The 24,957-nt window shown below is 45.1% G+C and carries 25 protein-coding genes; 1 reads left to right on the top strand and 24 read right to left on the bottom strand.

All coding sequences use genetic code 11. From position 1 onward, the window contains the following. Positions 1-327 precede the first annotated feature (327 nt). Positions 328-1,488 carry a DNA recombination protein RmuC gene (locus VGB26_13080; protein ID HEX9758709.1) on the top strand — a complete coding sequence of 387 codons (1,161 nt, stop codon included), beginning with the start codon at positions 328-330 and terminating at the stop codon, positions 1,486-1,488. Between the two features lie 63 nt (positions 1,489-1,551). Here VGB26_13080 and VGB26_13075 read toward each other — a convergent pair whose 3' ends face one another. The 24 genes from VGB26_13075 to VGB26_12960 form a co-directional block, all read right to left on the bottom strand. Continuing rightward, positions 1,552-2,637: a sensor domain-containing diguanylate cyclase gene (locus tag VGB26_13075; protein ID HEX9758708.1), complete on the bottom strand. Its 1,086-nt coding sequence runs from the start codon at positions 2,635-2,637 to the stop codon at positions 1,552-1,554. After that, positions 2,594-3,445, bottom strand: coding sequence for a nitrilase-related carbon-nitrogen hydrolase (locus VGB26_13070; GenBank protein ID HEX9758707.1), 852 nt, complete (start codon positions 3,443-3,445; stop codon positions 2,594-2,596). Before VGB26_13070 ends, VGB26_13075 begins: the two co-directional genes overlap by 44 nt. A gap of 22 nt (positions 3,446-3,467) precedes the next feature. After that, positions 3,468-6,092 (bottom strand): preprotein translocase subunit SecA, encoded by a 2,625-nt coding sequence (gene secA, locus VGB26_13065; GenBank protein ID HEX9758706.1) that lies wholly within the window; start codon positions 6,090-6,092, stop codon positions 3,468-3,470. A 250-nt stretch (positions 6,093-6,342) separates the two neighbouring features. After that, complete coding sequence (locus VGB26_13060) at positions 6,343-7,272, bottom strand: peptidoglycan DD-metalloendopeptidase family protein (protein HEX9758705.1); 930 nt, start codon at positions 7,270-7,272, stop codon at positions 6,343-6,345. 351 nt (positions 7,273-7,623) lie between these two features. After that, complete coding sequence (gene cutA / locus VGB26_13055) at positions 7,624-7,986, bottom strand: divalent-cation tolerance protein CutA (GenBank protein HEX9758704.1); 363 nt, start codon at positions 7,984-7,986, stop codon at positions 7,624-7,626. Between the two features lie 112 nt (positions 7,987-8,098). Continuing rightward, positions 8,099-9,505, bottom strand: a complete 1,407-nt coding sequence (pilQ, locus tag VGB26_13050) for a type IV pilus secretin PilQ (GenBank protein HEX9758703.1) — start codon at positions 9,503-9,505, stop codon at positions 8,099-8,101. A 27-nt stretch (positions 9,506-9,532) separates the two neighbouring features. Further along, positions 9,533-9,973 carry a hypothetical protein gene (locus VGB26_13045; GenBank protein HEX9758702.1) on the bottom strand — a complete coding sequence of 147 codons (441 nt, stop codon included), beginning with the start codon at positions 9,971-9,973 and terminating at the stop codon, positions 9,533-9,535. Beyond that, positions 9,970-10,542: a hypothetical protein gene (locus VGB26_13040; protein ID HEX9758701.1), complete on the bottom strand. Its 573-nt coding sequence runs from the start codon at positions 10,540-10,542 to the stop codon at positions 9,970-9,972. The genes VGB26_13045 and VGB26_13040 overlap by 4 nt, the downstream gene beginning before the upstream one ends. 10 nt (positions 10,543-10,552) lie before the next feature. Beyond that, on the bottom strand, positions 10,553-11,104 hold the full coding sequence (locus VGB26_13035; protein ID HEX9758700.1) for a PilN domain-containing protein: 552 nt from the start codon (positions 11,102-11,104) through the stop codon (positions 10,553-10,555). Between the two features lies 1 nt (position 11,105). Further along, positions 11,106-12,155 carry a type IV pilus assembly protein PilM gene (gene pilM, locus VGB26_13030; GenBank protein HEX9758699.1) on the bottom strand — a complete coding sequence of 350 codons (1,050 nt, stop codon included), beginning with the start codon at positions 12,153-12,155 and terminating at the stop codon, positions 11,106-11,108. A 4-nt stretch (positions 12,156-12,159) separates the two neighbouring features. Continuing rightward, positions 12,160-12,423, bottom strand: a complete 264-nt coding sequence (locus VGB26_13025; protein ID HEX9758698.1) for a MerR family transcriptional regulator — start codon at positions 12,421-12,423, stop codon at positions 12,160-12,162. Between the two features lie 119 nt (positions 12,424-12,542). After that, positions 12,543-14,945, bottom strand: coding sequence for a hypothetical protein (locus tag VGB26_13020; GenBank protein HEX9758697.1), 2,403 nt, complete (start codon positions 14,943-14,945; stop codon positions 12,543-12,545). An 87-nt stretch (positions 14,946-15,032) separates the two neighbouring features. After that, positions 15,033-15,587, bottom strand: coding sequence for a type II secretion system protein (locus VGB26_13015; protein HEX9758696.1), 555 nt, complete (start codon positions 15,585-15,587; stop codon positions 15,033-15,035). Between the two features lie 8 nt (positions 15,588-15,595). Further along, complete coding sequence (locus VGB26_13010; protein HEX9758695.1) at positions 15,596-16,141, bottom strand: type II secretion system protein; 546 nt, start codon at positions 16,139-16,141, stop codon at positions 15,596-15,598. Then, the gene (locus VGB26_13005; protein HEX9758694.1) at positions 16,129-16,626 is read right to left on the bottom strand and encodes a prepilin-type N-terminal cleavage/methylation domain-containing protein; all 498 of its coding nucleotides are present in this window, start codon (positions 16,624-16,626) and stop codon (positions 16,129-16,131) included. The genes VGB26_13010 and VGB26_13005 overlap by 13 nt, the downstream gene beginning before the upstream one ends. A gap of 149 nt (positions 16,627-16,775) precedes the next feature. Continuing rightward, positions 16,776-17,231, bottom strand: a complete 456-nt coding sequence (locus VGB26_13000; protein ID HEX9758693.1) for a prepilin-type N-terminal cleavage/methylation domain-containing protein — start codon at positions 17,229-17,231, stop codon at positions 16,776-16,778. A gap of 150 nt (positions 17,232-17,381) precedes the next feature. Further along, on the bottom strand, positions 17,382-17,921 hold the full coding sequence (locus VGB26_12995) for a prepilin-type N-terminal cleavage/methylation domain-containing protein (GenBank protein ID HEX9758692.1): 540 nt from the start codon (positions 17,919-17,921) through the stop codon (positions 17,382-17,384). A gap of 31 nt (positions 17,922-17,952) precedes the next feature. Further along, positions 17,953-18,351 (bottom strand): type II secretion system protein, encoded by a 399-nt coding sequence (locus tag VGB26_12990; protein HEX9758691.1) that lies wholly within the window; start codon positions 18,349-18,351, stop codon positions 17,953-17,955. A gap of 18 nt (positions 18,352-18,369) precedes the next feature. Beyond that, entirely contained in the window at positions 18,370-19,623 is a 1,254-nt protein-coding gene (locus VGB26_12985) for a type II secretion system F family protein (GenBank protein HEX9758690.1), read from the bottom strand. 199 nt (positions 19,624-19,822) lie between these two features. Next, entirely contained in the window at positions 19,823-20,578 is a 756-nt protein-coding gene (locus VGB26_12980; GenBank protein HEX9758689.1) for a hypothetical protein, read from the bottom strand. A gap of 53 nt (positions 20,579-20,631) precedes the next feature. After that, positions 20,632-20,790 carry a hypothetical protein gene (locus VGB26_12975; GenBank protein HEX9758688.1) on the bottom strand — a complete coding sequence of 53 codons (159 nt, stop codon included), beginning with the start codon at positions 20,788-20,790 and terminating at the stop codon, positions 20,632-20,634. A gap of 53 nt (positions 20,791-20,843) precedes the next feature. Further along, positions 20,844-21,803: an Ig domain-containing protein gene (locus tag VGB26_12970; protein HEX9758687.1), complete on the bottom strand. Its 960-nt coding sequence runs from the start codon at positions 21,801-21,803 to the stop codon at positions 20,844-20,846. A 30-nt stretch (positions 21,804-21,833) separates the two neighbouring features. Beyond that, positions 21,834-22,160, bottom strand: a complete 327-nt coding sequence (locus VGB26_12965; protein ID HEX9758686.1) for a hypothetical protein — start codon at positions 22,158-22,160, stop codon at positions 21,834-21,836. Positions 22,161-22,211: 51 nt separating this feature from the next. Beyond that, the coding region (locus VGB26_12960; protein ID HEX9758685.1) for a PilC/PilY family type IV pilus protein at positions 22,212-24,957 on the bottom strand (2,746 nt) is incomplete at its 5' end.

Raw genomic sequence — 24,957 nt, 5'->3', positions numbered from 1 at the left:
GAGTGCGCGGATTCCATCGGGGCCAGGAAACTAATCAGATTTCCACTCACAGGCCGGATATATGTAAGCAATCTGTTCCTTGTTTGCCTCAATTGAAAAACATCCTTGCGAAACGGGATGGGTCCATATATGTTCTTGGGTCATTTCCTATCAATTGACAAATAAAGGCAAAAACGATAACCTCCAAAAAAAAAAGAATCCGCTCTGAACCCACTCCCCCAGACCAATTGGAATATATGAGAATGTCACTATTGAATAGGAATGTCCATCTCAGTCAAAAAAATCGCTAATGATTAAAGGAATTACAAAGAAAAAGGATTAAAGATAATGGAGCCCATCGTTCTTCTGGTCATATTAGGGGTTTTCCTTTTCATCATCTATTTGGGGTTTTTTAAAGGGAAATCCCAAGAAAACCAATCTCTTGGTTTACTTCAACAGCAAATGGATACCCTCCGGCATCAAATGAGTGATTCCATTTCCAACCAAACCAACCAAGTCAACCAACAGCTCTCTCAGGTTACGCAACAGGTAAATCAGCAGTTGAATTCCATTTCCCAGCACCTCCAAAACACATCGGGCAATATTGGTTCTCGCTTAGACCATGCTGCCAAGGTGGTGGGGGAAGTAAGGCAAAATCTCGGGGAGCTCACCAAAGCAACCGAAAAAGTGTTTGAAATTGGAAAGAATATTTCCACTCTCCAAGAAATACTCCGTGCGCCCAAACTCCGGGGGGTGTTGGGAGAACTATTTTTGGGAGACCTGTTAAACCAGGTCCTTCCCCAGGACCATTATTCCCTTCAACACCGGTTTAAAAATGGAGAAATTGTGGATGCAGTGGTCAAACTAGGCCCAGGGCTGGTTCCCATTGATGCCAAATTTCCCCTTGAAAATTTTAGGAGAATTTTAGAATCCCACACGGAAGAAGAGCGAAGGGTCAATCGGCGAAAATTCAATTCCGATGTCAAAAAACACATTGATTCCATTGCAACCAAATATATTCTTCCAGATGAGGGAACTTTTCCTTTTGCCCTGATGTATCTCCCGGCAGAAAATGTTTATTATGAAATTATCGTAAAGGAAGAAACCCAAGAAGGCGATAAAAGTATTTCAAATTACGCCCTCAACCGAAAGGTCATTCCAGTCTCTCCTCACAGTTTTTATGCGTATTTACAAGCGATTGTTTTTGGCCTAAAAGGTCTTAAAATTGAGCGAAGTGCCATGGTCATCATTAACCATCTGGAACAATTAAAAGGGGATTTTGAACGGTTCCGAAAAGAATTTGTTACCCTGGGAACCCATTTGACCTATGCAAAGGGAAAATATGATGATGCGGATAAAAAACTCAATCGGGTGGAAGCAAGGTTTTCATCAGCAGAAGAGCTTACCTATAACCCACCCCCTTCCGATGAACAAAATAAAAAGGTCTCTCCCCAAGGGTTTTTGGACTCGCCAAGGGAAGAAAATCCTCATTCCATCAGTGCGGGGTGAGAGGGAATAAAAAACCTTTTGGGAAAGGCTTGTGCTTTTTCGAAGAGGGAAAAGTTAACCTTTTTATTCTGCCTTATCCGCCACGCAAATGCGATCTCGACCCATCCCTTTGGCTTTATACATGGCTTGGTCGGAAAGACGAATGAGGCTGGTTTTATCTTTAGCATGTTGCGGGAAACCCGCGATTCCAAAACTGGCGGTTAATTGAACCCGAAGTCCTTCTTTTTCAAGAAAAACATACTTGTGAAAAGTTTCATGGATACGCTGGGTAATCCGGAAGGTGGTTTCCACATCCGTTTCGGGTAGAATTACCACAAATTCATCCCCTCCGTAACGGGCAACCGTATCCACGTTTCGCAAACTATTGAGTAAAATCTCCCCAACCTCAATTAAAACCTGACTTCCCATTAAATGGCCATGATTGTCATTGACGGTTTTAAAATAATCCAGATCTAAAAAAATCATTGAAACCATGAGCCCATAACGCTGGCATCGTCGGACCTCATTGTCCAATGTTTGATCCAAATACCGAAAATTAAAAAGCTTGGTTAGGTCATCCGTAATCGCTAGATCCGCCATTTTTTGATATAACCAGGAGCGTTCAATGGCAATCGACGCCTGATCCACTAGTTTTAAAAGAAGATCCAAATCCCTCCGTTGGAAGGGTTGCCCATCCAGCCGGTTAATCATTTCCAAAACCCCAATGGTTTTCCTTTTGTTGATGATGGGAACACAAAGAATGGATTTTGGATTTTGACTGATGGCAACATCCGGACCATCAAAAAAGCGTTTCTCTTTTCGGACATCAGACAAGATAAACGGTTTTCCTTTCTTGGCCACCCACCCCGCTACCCCTTCTCCCAGTTTCAATCGTAACTCTTTAACTTTCCTCCTTTTTTTTCCCTTTGCCAATTCCAAATAAAGCTCTTGGGAAGATACATCCATTAAAAGAAGTGCCCAGGCCTCGCATCGAATTAGCTTTTGGGCTTTTTCCATTATGATATTTAAGACTTTTTTATATTCCAGAGTAGAGGTTAAAGCCTTACCGATATCAATGAAAAACGAAAGCTGTCGGGTCCTTTGGGAAAGTTCCTCTTTTAATTTTTCATTGGCCAAGCGAAGACTTGGGCCATTCTGTTCCCGCTTCATATTTCAAAAGATCTCCATATTCTTTGGGACGTCGGTCCCGGAAAAAAGTCCAAATCGCCCTGGATCTCTGAACCTCTCCTAAATCAACCTTTGCAAATACGATTGCGTCTTTTAAACCCGCAGGCTCAGCAATCATCTCACCGTTCGGGTTTACACAAAAACTTTTCCCGTAGAAATGCTGCTCTTTTTCACGTCCCACCCGGTTAATTCTAAAGATATACACATTATTGGAAATGGCATTTCCACAAATAACCTTTTCCCACCGCTGCTGAGAAGCAAAAGCAGCAGAAGTAGGAACAAATAAGAGGTCTGCTCCTTTGAGCGCAAGGATTCTTGTACCCTCTGGGAAAAAAATATCCCAGCTGAGCAAGACCCCGATGGAACCAAAAGGAGTTTTAAAAACAGGAAAACCCAGGTCACCAGAATGAAAATAAAATCGTTCTTGCCAAAAGGGAAGGTTGGGAATGTGGATTTTTCGGTACTTTCCAATTATTTCACCATCCGGCCCAATTACGACGGCGGAATTATAGTACTGAGTCCCTTCTTTTTCAAAGATGGGACAAATTAATACAATCCCTTTTTCAAGTGCTAAACGTTTAAACAGTTGAATCGTGGGTCCCTCTAACTCCTCCGCCAGATGGAAATGGTCTTTATTTTCTTCATGGGGAAACCATGGAAGACAAAACATTTCCTGAAAAGCCACGATATCCGCACCGCTTTCAACGGCCATTTGTACCATTTCACACGCTTTTTTCCGATTGGCTTCAATATCAGGACCACAGGTCATTTGAATTCCTGCACATTTCATGAATTCACCTCAATGAACCACTTTATCGGCCGCAGCATTTTTTGTATTTTTTACCACTTCCACATGCACAAGGGTCATTTCGCCCAACTTTACGTTGATCTCGGTGAACGGTCTGGGGTTTAGCCATTTCCCCTCGATTAAATTGCAGAGCTGGGGCTCTCGGTATCATTGAACCAACGGTTTTGGTTTCTTTCACCATTTGCACACGGAAGATCTGTTCACACACATCAGATTTTATTTTTTGAACCATTTGGGAGAAAAGATCAAATCCCTCCCGTTTATATTCCACCAAGGGATCTTTTTGCCCATACCCCCTTAACCCGATTCCCTCCTTTAGGTAATCCATGGCCAGAAGATGATCTTTCCATAGGGTATCCACCACACGGAGCATGACCATTTTTTCAAGGTATCGCATTAAAGAGGATCCAAACTCCTTTTCTCTTCGTTCATACTCCTCTTTAATCTTTTGTACAATGACACCCTTCAACCCGGAATCGGTTTCATCCTGAAGTTGGCCTTCAGAAAAGGGAACAGAAAATTGAAGGGCAATGGCTTCTGCCAACCCTTTTCGATCCCATTCCTCAGGGTAAACATTGGGATCACAAAAGGAGGCGAGGTTTTCCTCCACAACCTCTTCGACCATCTCAAAAATTTCATCCTTCAGGTTCTCTCCCTTTAAGATTTGTCGTCTCTGGTCATAGATCACCTCCCGTTGCTTGTTCATTACATCATCGTATTCAATGAGTTGTTTCCGAATATCAAAATTGTGAGCCTCAACTTTTTTTTGGGCATTTTCAATGGCCCGGGTAACCATTCGATGTTCTATGGGAACACCCTCTTCCATTCCCAATCGATCCATGATGCTTGCAATTCTTTCGGACCCGAATATTCTGAGCAAATCATCTTCCAAAGACAAATAAAATCGGGAAGATCCTGGATCTCCCTGACGTCCAGAACGGCCTCGAAGCTGATTGTCAATTCTCCGGCTTTCATGGCGTTCGGTTGCGATAATATGAAGGCCCCCAGATGCGATCACTTCTTTCTTCTCCAGCTCGCATGCTTCTTGAATCTTCTTTAAAACCTTTTCCCTTTCTCCCTCTGACACCTCTTTTTTCCCATCCATTTCCTTTTTTAGAAGAACCTCAGGATTTCCCCCTAACAGGATATCCGTCCCACGCCCCGCCATATTGGTGGCAATGGTCACCCCCTCAAAGCGACCTGCTTGGGAAATAATTTCGGCCTCTTTTTCATGAAATTTAGCATTCAACACAGAATGTTTAATTCCTTGCTTCTTTATCAGTCCGCTGAGTTTTTCGGATTTCTCGATGGAAATCGTTCCCACCAAAACAGGTTGGCCCTTTTTGTTTAATTCGACAATTTCATCCACAATGGCATTAAATTTTTCTTTTTCCGTTTTGTAGATAACATCCGAGAAATCTTTTCGGATCATTTGTTTATTCGGGGGAATAACCATCACATCCAGATTATAAATTTTGTTAAACTCAGCGGCTTCGGTATCCGCCGTGCCGGTCATTCCGCTCAATTTATTGTAAAGCCGGAAGTAATTTTGAAAAGTAATGGAGGCCAGAGTTTGGTTTTCATTGGCGATCTTCACCCCCTCCTTGGCTTCAACGGCCTGGTGCAAGCCATCACTCCAGCGCCGCCCGGGCATTAACCTCCCTGTAAATTCATCGACGATAATCACCTCACCCTCTTTTATAACATAATCCACATCTCTTTTAAAAAGAGTATAGGCTTTGAGGGCTTGCAATACATGGTGGACCAGGGAAATATTTGAAATATCATAAAGGTTTTCAACCCCCAAAAGTTTTTCAACTTTTGCGTTTCCCTCCTCCGTTAACGCCGCGGTTTTGGATTTTTCATCAATGGAATAATCCTTTTCAAACGCAAGACGGGGAATGATTTGGTTGATTTGGTAATATTTTTCGGTAGACTCTTCCGTGGGTCCGGAAATAATTAAGGGGGTTCTGGCCTCATCAATCAAAATACTATCCACCTCATCCACGATGGCAAAATTCAAATCCCTTTGGACATAGGATTGATAATCAAATTTCATATTGTCCCGGAGGTAGTCGAACCCGAATTCATTATTGGTTCCATAGGTGACGTCACAGCCGTAGGCCTCCTGCCGCTGCTGATCCCCCAAATCATGTTGAACAATTCCAACACTTAAACCCAGGAAACGGTAAATCAACCCCATCCATTGACTATCCCTTTTTGCCAAATAATCATTGACGGTTACCACGTGCACCCCTTTCCCGGAAAGGGCGTTAAGATATACAGGTAGGGTAGCCACTAGGGTTTTTCCCTCTCCTGTTTTCATTTCTGCAATTTTTCCTTCGTGAAGGACCATTCCCCCAATCAATTGCACATCAAAATGCCGCATCCCCGTGGTTCGTTTGGAAGCTTCCCGTACCACCGCAAACGCTTCCGGAAGAAGATCATCCAAGGTCTCTCCTGAAAAATGCCGTTTTCGGAATTCATCGGTCTTGGTCGATAATTCAGCATCAGAAAGTTTGGAGATTCCATTTTCAAACTCATTAATTTTTACAACGAGCGGCTGGAGTCTTTTGAGCTCCCGCTCATTCTTGCTACCAACGACTTTCCGGATTAGGGTTCCTAACACCTTTTCCCCCGATAAACCAATGAATAAGTGGTAAATACTTTAAACATTCCAACGGTTTTGTATTATAACCGGAACAAATTGATATGTAAACAAAAACCCCGATCTTGGGCCCTTCCCTGGATCGGGGTTTTCATCAATCAAAATACACTGTAAAGTCTAATTCCAAGATGGGAGATTATCTATCCCCTCAATCATATAACCATATCATCCTTATTATTTGAATTTTAAAAGAGGTTCGGGATTAATTTTTTCAATTCAATATATATCTCTTGGGATTCACCGGAACATTGTTGACGTATATCGAATAATGCAAATGCGGTCCCGTACTCCTTCCCGTATTTCCAATATATCCGATGACTTCCCCTCGCTTTACTTTCTGGCCTATCTTCACCTCTGTTTTTGACATATGCCCAAATACCGTCTTCATTCCAAACCCATGATTGACTTTTATTACTTTCCCAAGACCGCTGTCAAACCCCACGTAACTCACCATACCATTGGCGGGGGCAACAATTTCGGTCCCATGGCGGGCTGCAATGTCAATGCCCCGGTGCATGGAGAAATTTCCAGTGAATGGGGAAATTCTTTTTCCAAATCCCGAGGTGATCCAACCACGAACAGGTTTTATGGAAGGCGTAGAACTCCATAACTTCCTTTTATCCTTCATGGCCGCCTCCAACTCTACAAAACTGACTTCTTGAGCAAGAGCTTCTTCCTCAAGCCTCGCCAGGTGGCGGTCCATTTTTTTCAGGGAGTCCCCTTGGGGAAAAGAGACCAAAGTGGGAGAGAGAAATTCCATTTCATCCTCTGCCCCTCCACCTTGCGCTAGCATCGGATTCCCATCTTTGGGCGGATTAATATCGGCTATGATCCGGATTTTCGTGTCTAATTCCTTCAGCTGAGACATCTTCTTGTTTAAATCCGTGATGCGGGTGGAAAGAGTTTGAATCTCAACCTTTTGAACACGGTTTTCTTTTCGAAGGGTTTGAAGATTTTTCAAATCACTGGTTTTATACATAAAGTGAAAAACTAAAAAGAAAAAAACCAATGAGAAAAGCGTAGCACCTATGATGCTTGTTTTGATCTGTTTTTTGGTAATACTAAATCGATAGGTTTTTGAGGTGGGATTCGGAAGAATCATCACCGTAAATGATTTTGGGCCCCTCTCCTTAGGCATCATCTCCTTCTCCTTTTACAAAAAAAAAAACAGTGGCACGTTATCACAAGTTTTCCTTGGGTGTCAAGGCAAATTCCAAAACCAAAAAAGTTGAAAGGACAATGGTTTACCCTCATATATCTATATAATATCGGAAAAAAGAGTAAAAACCTAATTGGGTCGGTAATCTGAAATCCTCAAAACAGATATTTGTGCAAAAAAAATGCCAAATTCTTTCTCTTGGGTTTATTCTAACTATTTGAAAATTATACGAAATTTAGATGACAAAAGCTGTCAAAAAGAAAAACACTGTATAGGCCTACCCAAATTTGGCCAAATTTTGACATTTATCGTTTTAGTCTCGGTATGGAAATTCTAGTCTATTTTTGTTTCTTTGGACTTTTTTCTCACGGCTTTTTTACCCTGGGTCATGGCCACCAACCAGTTTATATAGGCTTTTGAGCCTTTCACAATCGGTAAGCCAATCACTTCAGGTACAGAATAAGAATGAATTTGGCGCACCCGTTTTTCCAATTTTTGAAAACAGGAGGATCTGGTTTTCACGATCAACAAGATCTCTTTTTCCTGGTTGAGTTTTCCTTCCCAATTAAAAATAGAAACCAAACCGGGAATAATATTGACACAAGCGGCTAACTTTTCGGAAACCAGGATCTTACCGATCCGTTGCCCCTCCTTTTGATGAGGGCAGGTGATGAAAACAACTATTTCTCGCGACACGACTTCCTCTTTACTTCAACTTTCTTTTGAAAAGATGGGATCAGAATTTTGTTTTTTTTTATATTCATTTTGAAATTCAACCCTTTTGGGAAAAAGATCTGCTTCTCAAACATCAACTTTCATAGATCTTGGTGGTTATAAAAATAAGTAACTCCGCTTGGTCTTCAACCGTTACCCTTTTTTTAAACAACCAACCCAAAACCGGAATTTTTGAAAGCCAGGGAACCCCATCTTCCGATTTGGATTCCCTTTTAATATAAATCCCCCCAATGACCACGGTTTCTCCATCGTTTACCAGAAGGTCCGTTTCAGCGGTTCGGGTCGTTAAGGGCGGGATGCCTTCCACCTCTTGACTAAAGTCGGGATCCTTTTTATCGGTTTTGACATGAAGAATAATTTTTCCATCGGGTGTTACATGGGGGGTAACAATGAGTTCCAGTTTCGCATTGATGGTGGTGACTCCGCTCGCCGAGGTTTCCCCACCCGTTTGGCTCCCTCCCCCCGTTGTCCCTGCAGTGGTCACAATGGTGGCCGTGGGGATTAAAATCTCAGTACCCTCAGAAATTCTCGCTTCTTTATTATTGAGGGTTAAAATTTTTGGATTGGAAATGATTCTTCCTTTTCCGCTGTCCTCTAACGCCGAAAGCTGAATGTCCAGAAGACGGGTATTTGAAAAATTGGCAAAAGAGAAACCCAGAGCACCTCCTGCCCCACTTCCCACGGCGGCAGGAAGATTTACGGCAAAGGGAGCCCCCGTGGCCCCAAAATCACCCGTCAGGGAACCCGCAATTGGGTCCAGGGGAGAACCTTTGATGGAACCCCCATGAATGGTGGAGGTTCCCGATCCGCCGCTGGTTGAAAAATTTCCACCCCATTGAACCCCCAATTCCTGGCTAAAGCTGGTCACTGCTTCTACAATTTTTGCTTCTATTAACACCTGGGGAGTAATGGTGTCAAGTTCTTTTACCAAATCGACGATTCGTCGGACATTCTCCGGAACATCGCGAACAATTAAAGTGTTGGTTCTTTCATCAAAGGAAACGCTTCCATTCTTGCTTAAAAGCGTTTTTAAGGATTTGGATGATTCACTGGCATTACCATATTTGACCCCAATGGTTTCCGTCATCAAATCCCCTTCCCCTTCGGAAAAAGGAGACCGAACCACCCGAATAATATTTTTTTCCCGAAAGTAGGTGAGGTTATGGATTTTGAGAATGGACTCCAAAGCATCAAACAACCCCACCTTTTGAAAACTTAAGGTCACTTTACCCTTCACATCATCGCTCATGATGATGTTAAGCCGATTCTGTTGACCTAGCGCCCTTAAAATATCCTTTAAATCCGCTTCCCTAAATTCCATTGAGAAAAGGGGCGACCCGTTTCCATGGGTTTCACGCTTCACCTGGATTTTCTTTTCATTGGGAAGTTCAGCCCGAACCAAAACCACACCTAACCCCAGCAGTAAAAACCCCACCAACACAAAAACAACCACACATGCTTTAATTTCTATCTTATACATTGCAACGATGCCTCCATGGCAAACCTTTCATTCTTCCCCAAAAGGACTGATTTTCACCTCGACCTTTGCTCCACCTTGGGATAAAAAAACACGGTCTTTCAAGATTTTCTGGACCCGGACCCCTTCAATTGAATCTCCTTCACGAAGAATGGTTCCATTAATAATGGCCAAACCCCGGTTATTTTTTAAAATAATGGCAGTCAGCTGCCATTCTCCAAAACGGGGGGCCAATTCCTCCGGGTTTTTACGTCCGGGCAACCAAAATGGGTCTTTCTTGCCCACTTCTGAATCTTTTTCTTTCAGTGGAGGGGGAAAGATAAGCTTCGCTTCCTCCTGAATGAGACCTTCTACATTAATATCGGATAACCCTTGATCCAAGCGAGGGGATACGCGGCCATCACCTTCACAAAAACCAGATTGGAAGCCCAATGCCAAAAAAAAGAGAAAAAAGATTACCGTTTTTTTCAAGTTCCTCTCCAGACCAAAACCTTTGCAACAATTTTGGACCTAAGAAAAGGGCTTATTTCTACATTGGTTTGCATTTTAATATCCGAAATGGTGAAGGGCTCTGAAAGCCCTTCTAACTTTTCAAGATATTGAAGAAGATTTAAAAACCTGGATTTGGTTTCGATTTGAACCACCAAATGTAAAAATTCCTCCTTTTCCTCCACCACCTCAGGGCGAACAATCTCTAATTCCACATCTTCCTGAATGGCCATGGCAGTTACCTTCCGCAACACGGTGGATATACGGTCTCCTTCGGAAACTATTTTTGAGGGTTCTTGGGTTCCGGAACTGGCCGGGTTCTTGGAAAGCGTCATCGCCTTTTGCTGATATTCCTGAAGCGTCTTTGAAAGTGTTTGAATATCCGATTGGAGTGTTTTAACACGCTCTTCCAATCGCCCCGCTTCTTTTTGTTTGGGGTAAAAAACCAGGTTAAATAAAACCAAAACAGCCAGGAGATAACTTCCCAGCATTAATAAACGTTCTCGCATTGAATATCGGGAAAAATTGATTTTTTCCAAAAACCCCTTCATTCAACTCCCTCTACTTTAACCGGGCCGTTAACTGAAATTCCACGTGAGGCGGAACCTCCACCTTTTGGGCATAGACCAACCGGATATCCTTCCACAGCTGGGGTTCTTCAAGCGAAAAAATAAATCTCTCCACATCCCCGTGCCCGTTGGCCATTCCCGTAATACGAAACTCTTTACCCCCCGAACTCTTTTTCTCAATGGTATAACTTTCCACCTGCAGCAGCCACACCTGGCTGGGAAGCCGTTTGCCCAGCTCCCCTAGAATGTGTGACCATTCCACAGGATTTCCCAAAAAAGACCCATGGTTTAGGCCACTCGATGGTTGATTTTGAATGGGGAAAAACTCCGCTAGTTTGGAGATGCTTCGGTTAATCTCCTCACGCTGTTGGCTTAGACTTTCCACCTGTTTTCGCAAAGAGGTCACTTTTTGGGCTTTGGAGGTTGATCCCAAAATCAAAATGAACAATAAAATGAACGCCACAACCGGTAAAACAAATACCTGGAACGTCCTGTACTCCCCACCGGGGGTATATCGGAGAACCAAGTTGATCGATTGTTTCACGTTACCCTTTCCTCAACGCCAGCCCAATACTGGTCGCAAAACGGGGACCCATGGTTCTTAAATCTTGTGGAAACCGGTCATCCATCTGGATTCTAGAAAAAGGATCATCCACTTCTACAGGCGCATCAAAATAGGTTGAAAAATATTCTAAAAATCCCGGGAGCTGGACACACCCTCCCATTAAGAGGAGTCGTTGTATGGCATTTTCCCGAAACTGGGCACGGTAGTAATCCACCGACCGTTGAACCTCCACCACAAACCGGTCCACCCCTTCTTTGATAATTTGATAAAGTCGGTCTTCCCCTTCTTCCATAGCCTCGACCTTGTTTTTTTTCAACCCTCGCTCTCGTTTCATCCTTTCCGCTTCCTGGAAGTCCACGTTTAATTCCCGCTGGATCGCTTGGGTTATACCCTCTCCCCCATTTTGAACCGACCGGGTAAACCGGAGAATGCCATTCTTGGCAATGCCAATATCCAGATGGCCGGCTCCAATATCAATAAAAGCAAGGTTTTCTGATAGATCCTTGGGCCGATGATGTCGAATGGTATTTAAAAGAACCAACTGGTTGATATCCAAGGCAGAAATGGTGAACCCGGATCCCTGAAATTCTTCCATCTGTGTTTTTACCAAGGTGCTTTCCGCCATCACCAAAATAATTTCATTTCGTTTTATTTCATTGTGCTGTGTTTCTCCCATCACAAAGAAATCCACTACAAAATCTTCTAGAGGTTGTGTGGTTTGCTTCTTCGCTTCCCATCGAACCGCCTCTTCCAACTCCCCAAGAGGCATTTTGGGGAGGGTCAAATAACGAATGATGACATTTGGGCCTGAAAAAAGGGTGGCCAACCTTTCTTTGGCCAAATTTTTTTCCCGCCTCAGCAACTTCGAAACAGATTGGACCGGGGTTTCCGATTCCGTTCCATTCTGGGGTTGTAATTCAATCAAACTGGCATGCTTAAGCCGAACCCCCCGCCCGGACGGAACCAACTGCACCACTTTAATGGACGCGCTTCCGATATCCACTCCCAGAAAAGGTTTTTGCTTTCTCATCCAATCAAACACCTTGGCCACCATTTTCTCTTTTTGATTTGGGGTTTTTCATCTCTTCCATAGCTTTTTGATAAGCAATTTTATGTCTGAAACCCCTTTTGAGAAACTTCCAGATTAATTGAATTTTGATCAAATCCTCATTGTCAAACTCACGGGATTCGAGATCCCCCATGGGAACCCTTTTAGGAACAATGTAGCCTTTTTGCTCAAGATAGTAGAGTTTGTGTCGCGGAATTTTAACTTTTTCAAGAACCTCGGATGTCTTCATTCAACCTCTTTAATAAATTTTTAAAAAGAACTTTGAATCCAAATTTAAATTTCTACAGTCTTGTGAAAATTTTTAGCTTTTTGAACCTACATCAAATGGGCCTTTTGGAGGAATGGTTCTCAATAAACCTCCCTCCAATCCGTTACAGGGTGAAAAGCCCCTACCAATGAATTCCCATTCAACTGGCTGGTGGTAACGACACTTGATTGAACATCCTGACTCCAATTCAGGCCATCCCAGTGAAGAAGGGTTCCATTTTTTCCTGCCGCCCATCCATCGTTTGCTGAAAAGCCATAGACTGACTCCAAGTCCTCATTGACGGGGGGACTGGGCAAACCAGGGGACACCACCCAATTAAAACCATCCCATTGAATGATGGTGACATTCCCACCAGCCCTGTTTCCAACTGCCCAACAAAAAACCGAAGAACTGCATGAAACTTTATTAAGCTCTTGGCCTGTTGGAGGAAAAAGCTCTAAGACCCAAGAGGGCGCGCTGTAACGCAAAATCACCCCATTCCTTCCCACCGCCCAACAGTTATTGCTATCTAAACAATGGACACTGTTGAGGTCTTCCCCTGTGGGGGATGCAGCATGATGAGTATCATGCCAAGTCCCATCGTAATGGTAGATCTTTCCGTTTATTCCTACTGCCCATCCAGATGTTTGTGAAACCATAAAAACGCTGAGGAGGTCTTCTGCAGAAGCCCCTAGGCTGTGGGTATCGTTACTGTGCCAGGAAAGCCCATTCCAATGAAAAATTCCAGCGTTCCTGTTTCCAACTGCCCACACGTCTGAAGAAGAAACCGGGTACACAGATTCAAGGTCTTCATTGACAGCGGGACCGGGTAAACCGGAAGACACATTCCAATTGCTCCCGTTCCAACGGAGTATATTTAAATTTCCATTGGATCTATTCCCAACCGCCCATCCATCAGCGTAGGAAAGCATCGATATGGACATGATTTCATCAACCCCTGCGGGTAGGGTTCCAGAAAAATCGCTCCATGAAGTCCCGTCCCATCGAAGCATGGTGGCATTTGCCCCACCGTACAAAGACCAGGAGGCTCCATCCCAACGGATTAAAGTCCCATTCTTTCCTACCCCCCAACAATTGTTCACATCCACACAATGAATTCCGTTTAAATCTTCCCCGGTTGGAGAGGTAGAATGAAAATCTCCCGTATGCCAAATTCCTCCGCCATAATGGTAAAGGGTTCCATTTTTACCCACAGCCCATCCTAAATTGGTTGAAATCATAGAGATGGATCCCATGTCTTCCGGGGTAGTCAACAATCCATGTGAGTCGTTGTTGTGCCATGACACATTGTCCCAATGGAGTATCCCAGCATTTTTATTTCCTACAGCCCAACAATAGTCAGTCCCAGCACTGTTAAAGCAGGAGATACCATTGAGATCTTGATTGGTTCCTGAATTCGCGTGGTGATCGGTATGCCAGGCTCCGTCGTAGTGGTAAATTACCCCTTTTTTACCTACCGCATATCCCGAATTAATGGAGATCATAGAAATCGAAAAAAGGTCATCGGAGGTAGTCGCAAAACTATGGGCATCATTGTTATGCCATCCCGATATATTATCCCAGTGAAGAATTCCTGCATTTTTTTTGCCACCCGCCCAACAGTGCGTATTCCCAGCGTCAATCACACAAGATACCCCATTTAAATCATGGACCGTTCCCGATGTTGCATGATGGTTGGAGTGCCAGGAAAGACCATCGTAATGATATATTTCCCCTTTCTTTCCGACAGCAAACCCTTCTGTGGTGGAAACCATAAAAACTGAGGAAAGATCCTCTGCCGTTGGAGATATCCCATGGGAGTCACTATTATGCCAGGTGAATCCATCCCAATGGAAAATTCCCGCATTCTTTTTACCGACAGCCCAACAATTCGTGGAACTCAAACAATTCACATCATTAAAATCATCTTGAGTAAGTCCCCCTCCCGCCCTGCCAACAGCCCAACCTTCCTGTATCGTTACAGTAACCTGAATCACTCTCTGGGCAACCTTTGGGGAAACGGCGGAGACATCTCCGGTCGAGGTCAAGGTGCATTGATTGTGCCCCACCCGTGTCCCGGAGACATGGCTTACCGGAGAAGTTTGATCTACCCCTCGCAAACAACCATTCAAGGGATTGACCCCAAGGTCTAAACAGTCCAACATTTCTCGGTCAACCATCACCCGACCGTAATTGGCAAATCCCGCCGTTGATCCCACTGGAATCGTGTTGGTCGTCCCATTAATGGGAGCGGTCACCGCTGTTGCGGGGGAAGAATAATTCAGTTGAGAAATAACTGTAAATATTCCAGCGCCGACGGGTACATTTGTAAAAGAAGGATGGCCATTAATCGAAGCACAGGTGCAGGTCAAACAGGTTCCATCCTCCCTTTTTAAAAGGTAACGAAGTGCCCGTTCAATTCCTGTCTCTGCAATATAATGGGACTGAGTCACTCGCATCTTATTGATCGTGCTATCGCTCTCAGTAACAACCATTGAGATCATCACTATTCCCAAAACCCCCATAATCAAAATAAGAAAAAAAACCGTGATGATAGAAAACCCGGAGTCTTTTTCTAAAAAATGCTCCATTTAAAGGCCCGCGAGATTTCGAAGAGTAACATTACTTTTAAAATCCAACGTCTCATTGGATTGTGTGAGAGATAGATCGAGGCTCACCCTTCGAATGGATGACTCACTGCCTGTGCAGGGGGCCAAGACACTATTTGCATTGTCGTAGCAAGTAATAGAAAATCCCGAAACATTATCCCCAAGAGGGTTGACCGAACTGGGCACACCGCATGTTCCCCCGGTGGCACGGTCAAGACGGGTTCCATTTAACGTATAAAGGGTTAATTGCCCTCTCACATCTGTAAACCGAATGCAGGGTGTAGCAGTTACCTCCGCAATGTTTGGGGTATTATTGGCCAAACGACGCGCCGCCATAAGTTCTCTGGACATTCGATCCATGACCAAACGGCCCTGTTGTGACATATCCTTCCGACTGCCTATTTGACCCCAAATTTCTGCCCCTTCTAATAATGGAATCCCGACTAATGCGGCAATGGCCCCGATAATCACGATGACCAAAACCGCCTCAATGAGGGTGTACCCCTTTTGATCTTGTACCCGTCTCCAAAAAAACATCTAACCCTTTACGAATGGTGAGAGACCACGGTCACCAATTGAATTTGATCCCCTGCCGAACCCCAAGACACGATGACCGAAACCCGTTTAAAAGAGGTTGGGCCACCGACACAAACATCCAAGGCGGCCGCGTTTACGTAGCAAACACCCACCGTTCGGGTGTATCGGGAAAAGGACGCCATGGGGGTCCCTTGCGAGTCTTGGGGGGGGCTATTACTAAGCCCGTTAAAATCATCCACATCATCAAATGCAGAACGCCCTTCCCCCTCGGGCCCCAGTGGAAACGAGGGGGTTATTGGGCCATCACATGGAAGAGTAAAGGTCTCCGTTTCATCCCAACATTTGGATTGAATCTCCTCCATTTGATCCTGGGCCAGGGTCATTCCAATAGTGGCCAATTGGGCATAGGAGCTATCGATTGCCCCTTGAATGAAAAAGGCGGAAACCCCTGTGATCCCAAAGGCCAGAATGACGATCACGAGAACCAGTTCAATGAGCGTAAATCCCTCATCGGTGCGAAGGTTAAATTTAGTAAAGGATCCTAATTTACCCACACTTTTCCGGTTTCCGGTTCAATGGTAACGGTCCGAGATACACTTCCTCCCGAAACGATGATCGTATTACCACTCACCCCATCCATGGACGCTCCATCCCTCCGATAGGGAGTTCCAAGGGAGTCAAACTTCACTACATCGTGGTTTGGGGAACTCCCTAACACGGGAGAAAGAGTAACTCCCTCAAAATCTCCTGAAATGGGGACAACAAACCCTCCCCCCGTTTCCGGATCCCTGGTTGGATCACCCGGATTATCGTTTTGAAATACGGTGTACGACCCCGAGAAAATGACAACCCCATGGATAATGCGGGTGGTGTTGGACATTTGTTGTGCATAACGAATGTCCGATACCAATTTCCTAGAAACGGTCCCCGCCCTGACGCCTCTGAGATCCATGCTAGGAACAATCACCACACCCGCAAGAATAGCCAGGATTAGGATTACTAAAACCACCTCAATCAAGGTAAACCCTTGCCGATCCATCACCCTTACCTTCACAGGGAAAGATACTAAAGAAAGAAAACCCCCATCCCTTTTTCCACAGAAAACGGGCCAAAGGAAACAAGGATAACGGACAGAGGAACCCTTCAATTCAAAATCAGAACGGAAAAGAGCCAATAAGCTCCGTGCGATTACGGACCGGTGATGTTAATCGGATCTCCCACAGCGGTTCCAGCAGCACTCAGCACCCAATCCGAACAAGCAGGAGGCGAACCGGGAGACAAACCGGACCAAGTCACTGCCGAAGCAGCCAAGGCACAGTCAGTACCGGAGGTCAAGCTTCCGGGAATCGGTGTGGCAATCAGTCCGTCAAAACCTGCTGCTGTGGACAGACCGGGAAGTGTTGCGGCGGTTCCCACACGGGCATATGAAGTGGCCTCCGCGGTATTCTGAACCGTTTCTAAGGCAAACCGCATCGACATGACACTTTTGACTGCCCCCATATAGGCCATGTTATTGGCCGCGTCTGCGTCGTTTTGTAAGTTAATAAATTGAGGGATTGCCACTGCTGCAAGTACCCCCAAGATCACAATGATCAACACCAATTCAATCAAAGTAAAACCCCGATTATTTCTAAGCCACTTCATTCTTTCCTCCTTTTGTTTTTTGCAAACCTCCAAATGAGATCTGCCGTGGGTACGATGGTCAACCACCTGTTGAAAACCGATCAACAGATCCTTTCAAAAAACCCTTTCTAAAAAGATAGGACTGCATCTTCCTTTTTAAAATCTCTCCCTTTACCATTGATTGGCCGGAATCCCCCGGGAATCAACCGGGTTGGCCTGATTCACATAAAACTGCCCCGTGTTTTCATCATAGGCCCATCCCCCTGACCCACCTGGAGGGGTTCGACTGTTGGCCTGTGCCGTTGAAGCTCCCATCACAGTGCTTCGTGCGCCCACCGTGGCAAGGGTGGAAACGAGGTCTTCCGGCATGCAAACATTAGCGGCTTGACAGCTTCCACCAGAAGGGCCTTCAATCATTTTCAGATTATTGAGGCTTGCCGGAGTTCGACCCGATGTAATATTGGCGTTCAGTTCAGCCAAGGTGGGCCACTCCGGATTGGACGCTGAAACCCCCGCCAACAGGACCTTTGCATGAAGGATTTTTATCCCCGATCGAATGCTTCCAAGGTTTCCCTTACTGGTGGAGATCATGGCATCGGAGGTCAAATCTTGGTACCGGGTTACGGCCACCGCCGCCAATAACCCGAGAACAACGATGATGACAATCAATTCAATCAGGGTAAACCCTTTTGTATTTTTAATTTCCTTCATGACAGATCCTTTCTTCTTCCCTTGGAAACCCTCACCATTTTTCATAACCCTCCGTCCCAGACCATACCTCCCCGGTTTTCGGCTCATAATGGTATCGTCGCCCAAAAGGGTCTAAAAGATGGCCTTCCGAGTCGGTGCTGGAAGCCTCCAGGTAATATCTCTTGAATAGTGTTCCCGAAGGGCTCGGCCACAAATAGCTCTCGGTAATCAGCTTCCGGAGATTCTCTGGGTTTTGGTTGCGATTCCAAGCCCGATACACATTGATGGAGACGCGAATATTCCGAAGTCCTTCCTTGAGAGAGGTCTCTTGTGCCTTTTGGGCGACCTGTTGGTAATGAGCCAGGAAAACCACCATCAAAAACGCCACAATAATACAGACAATGAGGGTATCGATGACTCCCAATCCCTCTTGTCTTTTCAAACGAAACATCCCTTACCCTCACTATTTTCACCCCCCTACGCCGGATTTAAAGACAGACACCAGATTCCACCAGGGAAGGAATATCGCCAAGGCTAAAAAGAGAACCGTTCCTCCAATCAAAACCAGAAGAATCGGTTCCAAAGAGGCAGAGAGATTTTTAATCTTATATTCCACCTCCATATCGTAATAATCGGACACTTTAAACAGCATCTCCTCCATCTTCCCCGTCTCTTCACCGATGGCAACCATTTGAATGACCACGGGAGGAAATACCCCGCTCACCCTCATGGGCTGGACCAATCCTTTTCCCTGCCGGGCGCTTTCTCTGAGGGTATTAATCACCCGGGAAATGAGCACATTTCCCACCGTGGTTGAAACGGTATCCAAGGTCTGAAGCATTGGAAGGCCGCTACGGGTCAAGGTTCCGAAAACCCGCGCAAACCGGGAAAGGGCGGTTTTTAAAAAGATGGGACCGAAGACCGGAATTTTAAGTTTAAATGAATCCCACCAAAGACGCCCCGGATCGGTCCGGAGGTAATGGCGGATTCCCCCTACGGCCAGAATGGTTCCCCCAATCATTAAATACCAATATTGATGAACCGCATCATTAATGCCAATGAGGATACGCGTCGGAAGGGGTAATGCCACCTGGAAATTGGAGTATAAATTGGCGAATTTTGGAATTACCAGTGTGGTTAAGATCACAAAAGCCACCAAAAGGGCAAACATCACGATTTTGGGATAGCGGGTGGCCACCTTAATCCGGTTCCGCGTTTCAACCTCATGCTCGGCCAACCGGGCCAAACGTTCCAAAATCTCATCGAGTACACCTCCCACCTCCCCTGCGCGAACCATATTGACAAAAAGTGAAGAAAAAATTTTAGGATGACGGATCAGGGCATCGGAGAAAAAAAGGCCTCCCTCAACATCCCGCCTCACTTGAAGAAGCGTTTTCTTCAAACGGGGATTCTCTGTTTGCGCCACCAGGGAGTCCATGCTGGATAAAAAAGGGAGACCTGCATTGATTAACGTTGCCAATTGCCGGGTAAAAATAATCAGGTCTTCGGGGGAGATCCGTTGAAAATCACTGAAAAATGAATCTGAAAAAAGACCGGGCTGTTCCTCTTTGATTGATATAGGGATAAATCCCAGATTACTTAAATGAAGAGCCACAGCCTCTGGACCACTTGAATCCAGTGTTCCTTTCAACGGGGATCCAAACTCATTCCTGGCTTTGTAACGAAAAAGAGGCATAGGACCTAAGGATAGTGCAAAGGGCATGCCCTCTTTAAAAATACATTAGAATAAATAAAAAACTATTTAATTTTAATGGGATAGGATTAAAACAGTGGAACTATAGAAATTTAGATTTGTGAATATAAGGCCATAGGAGGGACAATTTTTGGCACCTTCCCAAAAATTCATCCAACTGTTTTTCAAAATTAATTTCATTTGGAGAAAAGAAGGAGGGGAAAACGGTTTAATCCAGAATCTTCTGTCTTAAGATGAGAATCTCCAGAGACATGGCCGCTTTATCAGCCAGAAGCTCCGCAAAGGTCACACAGGTGATCGGAAGCTTGGAATAAAGATTGTCCCCGTATAAAATTCCCACCACCTGCTTTTGAATTCTCAAAGGGACTCCCAGGACTTCCTCGGGGAACTGTCCTCCAAGCATCCTCATAAACCGGCGGTTTCCCTCATAATCGGAAAGGGGTCCATGGGTAACCTCCAATGTCTGGGCCACATCATTTAAAAAAGAAGGCTCTCCCAAAGGAAACTCCATTTTTAATATCCGGTTTTTTGGAAGTCCCGGGGCCATACCCATCCATCCCCTTAAAAATTTTTTCTTTAAAATAAAGAAAAATAACCGGTCAAATACAGAGGAAAGAATAGTCATCATGGAAGTAATCACTTCTTCTCTGGAAGTGGCATAAGCCAGATCTCTTTTAACGCGTTCGATGGCAGATTCAAATGCCTCAGGGTCACTCCCTTTTTTGGGGTCCCTATCATGGCATACTTGCTCCTGGATTCCGCCCCCATGGGGCGACTGAACAAAACGAACCATTTGAGGAATCTGATAAAATTTTTCAAGAGAGGTTTGAAGCTGTGCATCTGGGGCAACATGGGCTTTAATCAAACACCCCGTTCGAAAACTGACCTCACTGATGGCCTTCAAATCCATGGGGTCCCGCATGGCCACACTCAAAACCTTTCCGTCCAAACGGAAGGGAACCAAGTGATATTGCTCCCCATCTTCCGCGTAGGCGCAGGGAAATTCCAGCTTTTGACTTAAAAATTCCGCCAGTTCGTGGGGGACAAAAACCCAAGTTCGATCAAATTAGTCCCCAAACGTCCCCCTTGATCCACCTGGCGGTTCAGAGCCTGGGATAGTTGGTCCTCGCTTAACCGTCCTGAATCAACCAGGATTTCGCCCAATAATTTAACCAAGGACCTCTCCTTTTATTTGAACTTTTTGAGTTTAGAAAAAGGAAGGAAGAAAATCACTGCACAGCCGCTTCCAGAGGAAAAATCTCAAGGTCGTATTTTTGAATCCCTTTTGCTCCATCAGGATCCACAGCGGCAATTTCAATGGAGTGGGTACCAATTTCATTAGGGGAAGGTTTCCAGGACAGGGACCCCCTTTGGGAATCCATGGCCATCCCTTCAGGACCTTTCACCATTTCAAAAAAAACATTGTCCCCATCGGGATCCTCTGCTTGAATGGTATATTGGTATTCCCCGTTGTCCCCCATGGAGAAGGGAGGTTTGGAAGTAATAATGGGAGGGGTGTTTAAAACAATAAGGGGGGAGGCAGAAAATGAGTCACCTTCATTTTCTCCATCAAAGGCTTTCACTTCTACCTGAATTCGGTCCCCTTTTTTAAAATGTTCTGGCTCTAGAACGGAGGATGGTTCCCCTTCAATTTCTTGTTCATTTTTATACCATCGGAATGCATATTCCAGGGAATCTTCATCATAATCCAAACCTTGAACAGCTGCCTCTATCGGTTGACCACTCCGTGGTTGTTCCGGTTTAAACGAAACCGATAAAACCCTCGGAGGGGTGTTTAAAATACTTACCGGATCGGATTTTATTTTTGAGGTTTGATCAACTCCCTTCGGGTTGGAAACCTGGACGAAAATAAGATCTCCCTTCCCAAAGTGCTGTTTTGGAAGATGATTGGAGGTCACCCCTGGAATCAGAACCCCATTCCGATGCCATTGATAGAGAAGGGTTGGGGCCAGACGGCCCCCCATTTGTTCCTGAACCAAAACCATCAGACTCTCATCGGATGAGGGTTCATGGGGAGAAATTTCAACCCCCCAAACCCCTCCCAACATTTGGTTCTCTCCATTTTTGGCTTCCTCCGCCGGAACATAGACCTCAAGATTTTCCTTCCCTTGGGAACACCCAAGGAGTAAAAAAAATAGTGTCATTAAAAAAGGAACCGATTTTCTCATTTAAAATCCTTAAATTTTAAAATGGTTGATTTATGGTTTTGATGGGAAAACGTTGATTCGAACGGCCCTCAATTGATTCGCTTTCATCTCTAGAAAAGCAGCCACCAACATTCCCGGTTTCAGAACACGAACCTCCTGGACCTCTTCTTTTTGATTCATGACCACGGTATTCCGATCCAAATAAATTTTCTTTTCGTTGAGGAACATATACCCGGAAAAATGATTTATTTCCATAATGGCCCCCTCTTCAAAGGCGACTATATCTCCCTGAGTAAACGCTGGGGCTGCAAACCCCAGCGTTGCCGCTATGATCAGTGAAGCTAAAACCCACTTTTGCAATTTTTCTTTTTGAATCATGATTTCCCCCTATGAAATATTTCCAAGTTCCCGCTTTTGAAAAGCCCTTGACTACGGAGTCTCTTTCCAGAAGATTCGGTTAACCCCTCCACCCGGTTTCAACTCGGTGCCCCCTAGGGCACCACCCACACCCACTAAAGAGGAAGGCCCGTCCTCAGTCACAATAATGACGACACCGGATGGAATACTGGCTCCCATGGTAATAACCCGATCACTGCGTTTGACAATTTTCTGATCGTCGGTTTTGGCCCGGGTATTGGTTTCTGAGCTATAGCCACCGTCATTGGTTAGGTCGTAATTGAACACCGCTTCACCGGTCAGGTAGTTCATCGCAAAAATTCTTGCGGTTCCCGCACTGGGAATACAAGGGTCCGTTGATGAATTGGTGGGTGAAAAAGCGGTGAAAAACACCACCCGGTTAAACACAGTGGCCGGGGCAAGGATCTTTTCCCCCGGAAAGTTAGTGGTATCATCCAGCTGGATAAACCAACCATATTTCTCACTTAAATTACCTAAAATGGTGGCTATTCCCGATGAGGTGGTACTGGTTAATTGCAAGTCATCCGTGGTCACATCCTCAAGATTGCTCTCCGTCAGAGGAAATACCGTAGCGGAACCATCGAAATTTTTCAGCCGGTCCTTCACCATATACATCCGGTCGATGGATGCCGTTCCCGTGGTCGTCCCATCAATGGTTTCAATTTTCGGATTGGCGCGATCTCCGGTTCCAAAGTAGAGAAGATTAAAGACCGCAAAACCGTTATAAGGATCAAGCTCCTGGACCACATCCGGGGGATAAAATATTTTACGCCCTTCCGTGGTGGATGGGTTTGATTTAAAGATAGTACTTCCGGTCCAATTTGACGCGTTGTTATCTCCAACATAGAAGCGCCACATCTGCGCGCCAATATCCCCGACATAAACAGTGTCTAAGTAGTCATCTCCATCGGAATCAATGGCCGTCACCTCACTGGGAATCGAATAGGTCATATCATCGATGGTATTGCCGGTATCCAAGGTAACAGAGGTGTTATAGGAATACTCGAAGACCTTCGTCCCTAGGAAGGAGACGTCATTTAATTTTCCGCTGTTGGTTCGGACCAACTCAAAGGCATAAAAAGCTCTTCCCTTGGTATTGGTCGTCGAAAGAAGCGGGAGCGTATTCTCCGTGGTTTCGTCATAACCACCCCCTATGAAAAAGACGATTTTATTGACCCCACCCTCTTTCACTTTTCCGAGCACCGGATCGGACCAGGATTGCCCTAACTCACCATAAAGCGTGGTGGTGGTACAGGTGGTTCCATTGCAGACCTTGCTGGGAGACAAACTCCCAAGGAATTTGGGGGTATTAAAATCAGTTACGTCAAGGACATAAAAGGTACTGCCTCCTCGCCGCTCGCCAACCAGGAGAAGAACAATATCGCCATCGGCCGGTTCAATATTCCCATCCTTATCGTAATCATAAATATAGGTCCGGGGAGATCCATCCACAAAATAGGGATGGCTCGTTCCCGTTAATTTTTTTAGATTTCCAAGAACATCCGGTGGGATAAATCCCCAAACCTCAGACCCATCACAATCCTTAAACGCATGGAGCATTCCATCGTTGGCTCCCACGTAAATAATGGATTTATTCTGGGTACAGTCCGCCATGTTGGTTAGAGAATAGACATAAGAGGCATAATTCACCACCATGGGCCGAGAGTGAAGAATGTCCCCCAGAACCCATGCCCGTTTAAACGAAGAACCCGTATCGTAGGGATCATACCCATAGATAAAATCAATCAGATCATCCCGCTTGGAGGTCTCCGTTGAGAGATACCCCAACATGGTGGGCGTAATATTCGTTTTGTTGAAAACGTTAACGCTGTTGGTTAAATTAACGTTTGTTTCAAAGTAGGTATATAGCTTTCGCGTACTCAAATCCCGATTGAGCAACACTTTTCCAACCCCGCCTTCTTCAACTTTTCCCCCATCCGGTATGGTCCCCCAGAAAGAGGTGGAGGTATCATAAAATACCCCATTTGAATTGGTGGAAAGGGTAAGCATATCATTATCCACAATTTTACCGCCGCTGTTGAGCCCGTATTTTTTAACATTCCCCCCCCAAAAAGCACTTGCATCCGGTCTAAAAAAACCAACAAAGACATTGCTGGAGCTATAGGTCCTGTTTTCAGGACTAACAGGGACCACAGGTGCCACAAAGGAGGTATTATCCTCCAAAAGACCGCTGACGATCTCGGTGAGGGCGTTGGTCAGGCCGGCGGTGTTATTGGCAATATAAGCGTTTCCTTTTCCATTAAACGCGGTCTCATCCAATAATTTAACGGCTCCAGTTTCGGCCCCATCAACCCCAAATCCGATGGTGTGGACAATGACGTTTTGTTTTCCGGTCATGATCGAATCATCAATAAGGTCGGTATTGTTGAGGTACCAGGCCACATCGTCCAGGTAGTCCGATCCGCTGTTTTTGTAATCTTTAGCTGGAGTATCATTATCGGGCTCGAACCCATCCCCATCGCAATCTCCACTGCTGCAGATAGTGGTAAGCACACCATCTTTATCCTGTGTTGACATCCCATCGGTAATGATAATGATATAGTTTTTTTGACAGGAGGCCTGAATGGGGCTTGTGTAGGTTCCGCTGTTAAAATAAGCTGGAGCCCCCTTAAAATAAAGCATGGCCTCATAAAGTGTTTCCGCAAGGGGAGTCCAGTCATCCGTGGGGGTGGTGTTCACCGCATCGATTAACGCCTGTCGGTTGGTGACCGATCCTGTAAAAATGGCATCCATATCT

Source organism: Nitrospiria bacterium, from assembly GCA_036397255.1.
In the GTDB taxonomy this organism is placed as follows: domain Bacteria; phylum Nitrospirota; class Nitrospiria; order DASWJH01; family DASWJH01; genus DASWJH01.
This window is presented reverse-complemented; position numbering and strand designations above follow the sequence as displayed.

Coding starts and splice junctions, on each gene's coding strand:
- VGB26_13070 (HEX9758707.1), bottom strand. CDS start 3,445: ATGAAATGTGCAGGAATTCAAATGACCTGTGGTCCTGATATTGAAGCC.
- VGB26_13080 (HEX9758709.1), top strand. CDS start 328: ATGGAGCCCATCGTTCTTCTGGTCATATTAGGGGTTTTCCTTTTCATC.
- VGB26_13000 (HEX9758693.1), bottom strand. CDS start 17,231: ATGAAGTGGCTTAGAAATAATCGGGGTTTTACTTTGATTGAATTGGTG.
- VGB26_12970 (HEX9758687.1), bottom strand. CDS start 21,803: ATGAGAAAATCGGTTCCTTTTTTAATGACACTATTTTTTTTACTCCTT.
- VGB26_13025 (HEX9758698.1), bottom strand. CDS start 12,423: ATGAAGACATCCGAGGTTCTTGAAAAAGTTAAAATTCCGCGACACAAA.
- VGB26_12995 (HEX9758692.1), bottom strand. CDS start 17,921: ATGAAGGAAATTAAAAATACAAAAGGGTTTACCCTGATTGAATTGATT.
- VGB26_12985 (HEX9758690.1), bottom strand. CDS start 19,623: ATGCCCTTTGCACTATCCTTAGGTCCTATGCCTCTTTTTCGTTACAAA.
- VGB26_12965 (HEX9758686.1), bottom strand. CDS start 22,160: ATGATTCAAAAAGAAAAATTGCAAAAGTGGGTTTTAGCTTCACTGATC.
- VGB26_13060 (HEX9758705.1), bottom strand. CDS start 7,272: ATGATGCCTAAGGAGAGGGGCCCAAAATCATTTACGGTGATGATTCTT.
- VGB26_13040 (HEX9758701.1), bottom strand. CDS start 10,542: ATGAAGGGGTTTTTGGAAAAAATCAATTTTTCCCGATATTCAATGCGA.
- VGB26_13015 (HEX9758696.1), bottom strand. CDS start 15,587: ATGTTTTTTTGGAGACGGGTACAAGATCAAAAGGGGTACACCCTCATT.
- VGB26_13020 (HEX9758697.1), bottom strand. CDS start 14,945: ATGATCTCAATGGTTGTTACTGAGAGCGATAGCACGATCAATAAGATG.
- VGB26_13005 (HEX9758694.1), bottom strand. CDS start 16,626: ATGGATCGGCAAGGGTTTACCTTGATTGAGGTGGTTTTAGTAATCCTA.
- pilM (HEX9758699.1), bottom strand. CDS start 12,155: ATGAGAAAGCAAAAACCTTTTCTGGGAGTGGATATCGGAAGCGCGTCC.
- pilQ (HEX9758703.1), bottom strand. CDS start 9,505: ATGTATAAGATAGAAATTAAAGCATGTGTGGTTGTTTTTGTGTTGGTG.
- VGB26_12990 (HEX9758691.1), bottom strand. CDS start 18,351: ATGTTTCGTTTGAAAAGACAAGAGGGATTGGGAGTCATCGATACCCTC.
- VGB26_13075 (HEX9758708.1), bottom strand. CDS start 2,637: ATGAAGCGGGAACAGAATGGCCCAAGTCTTCGCTTGGCCAATGAAAAA.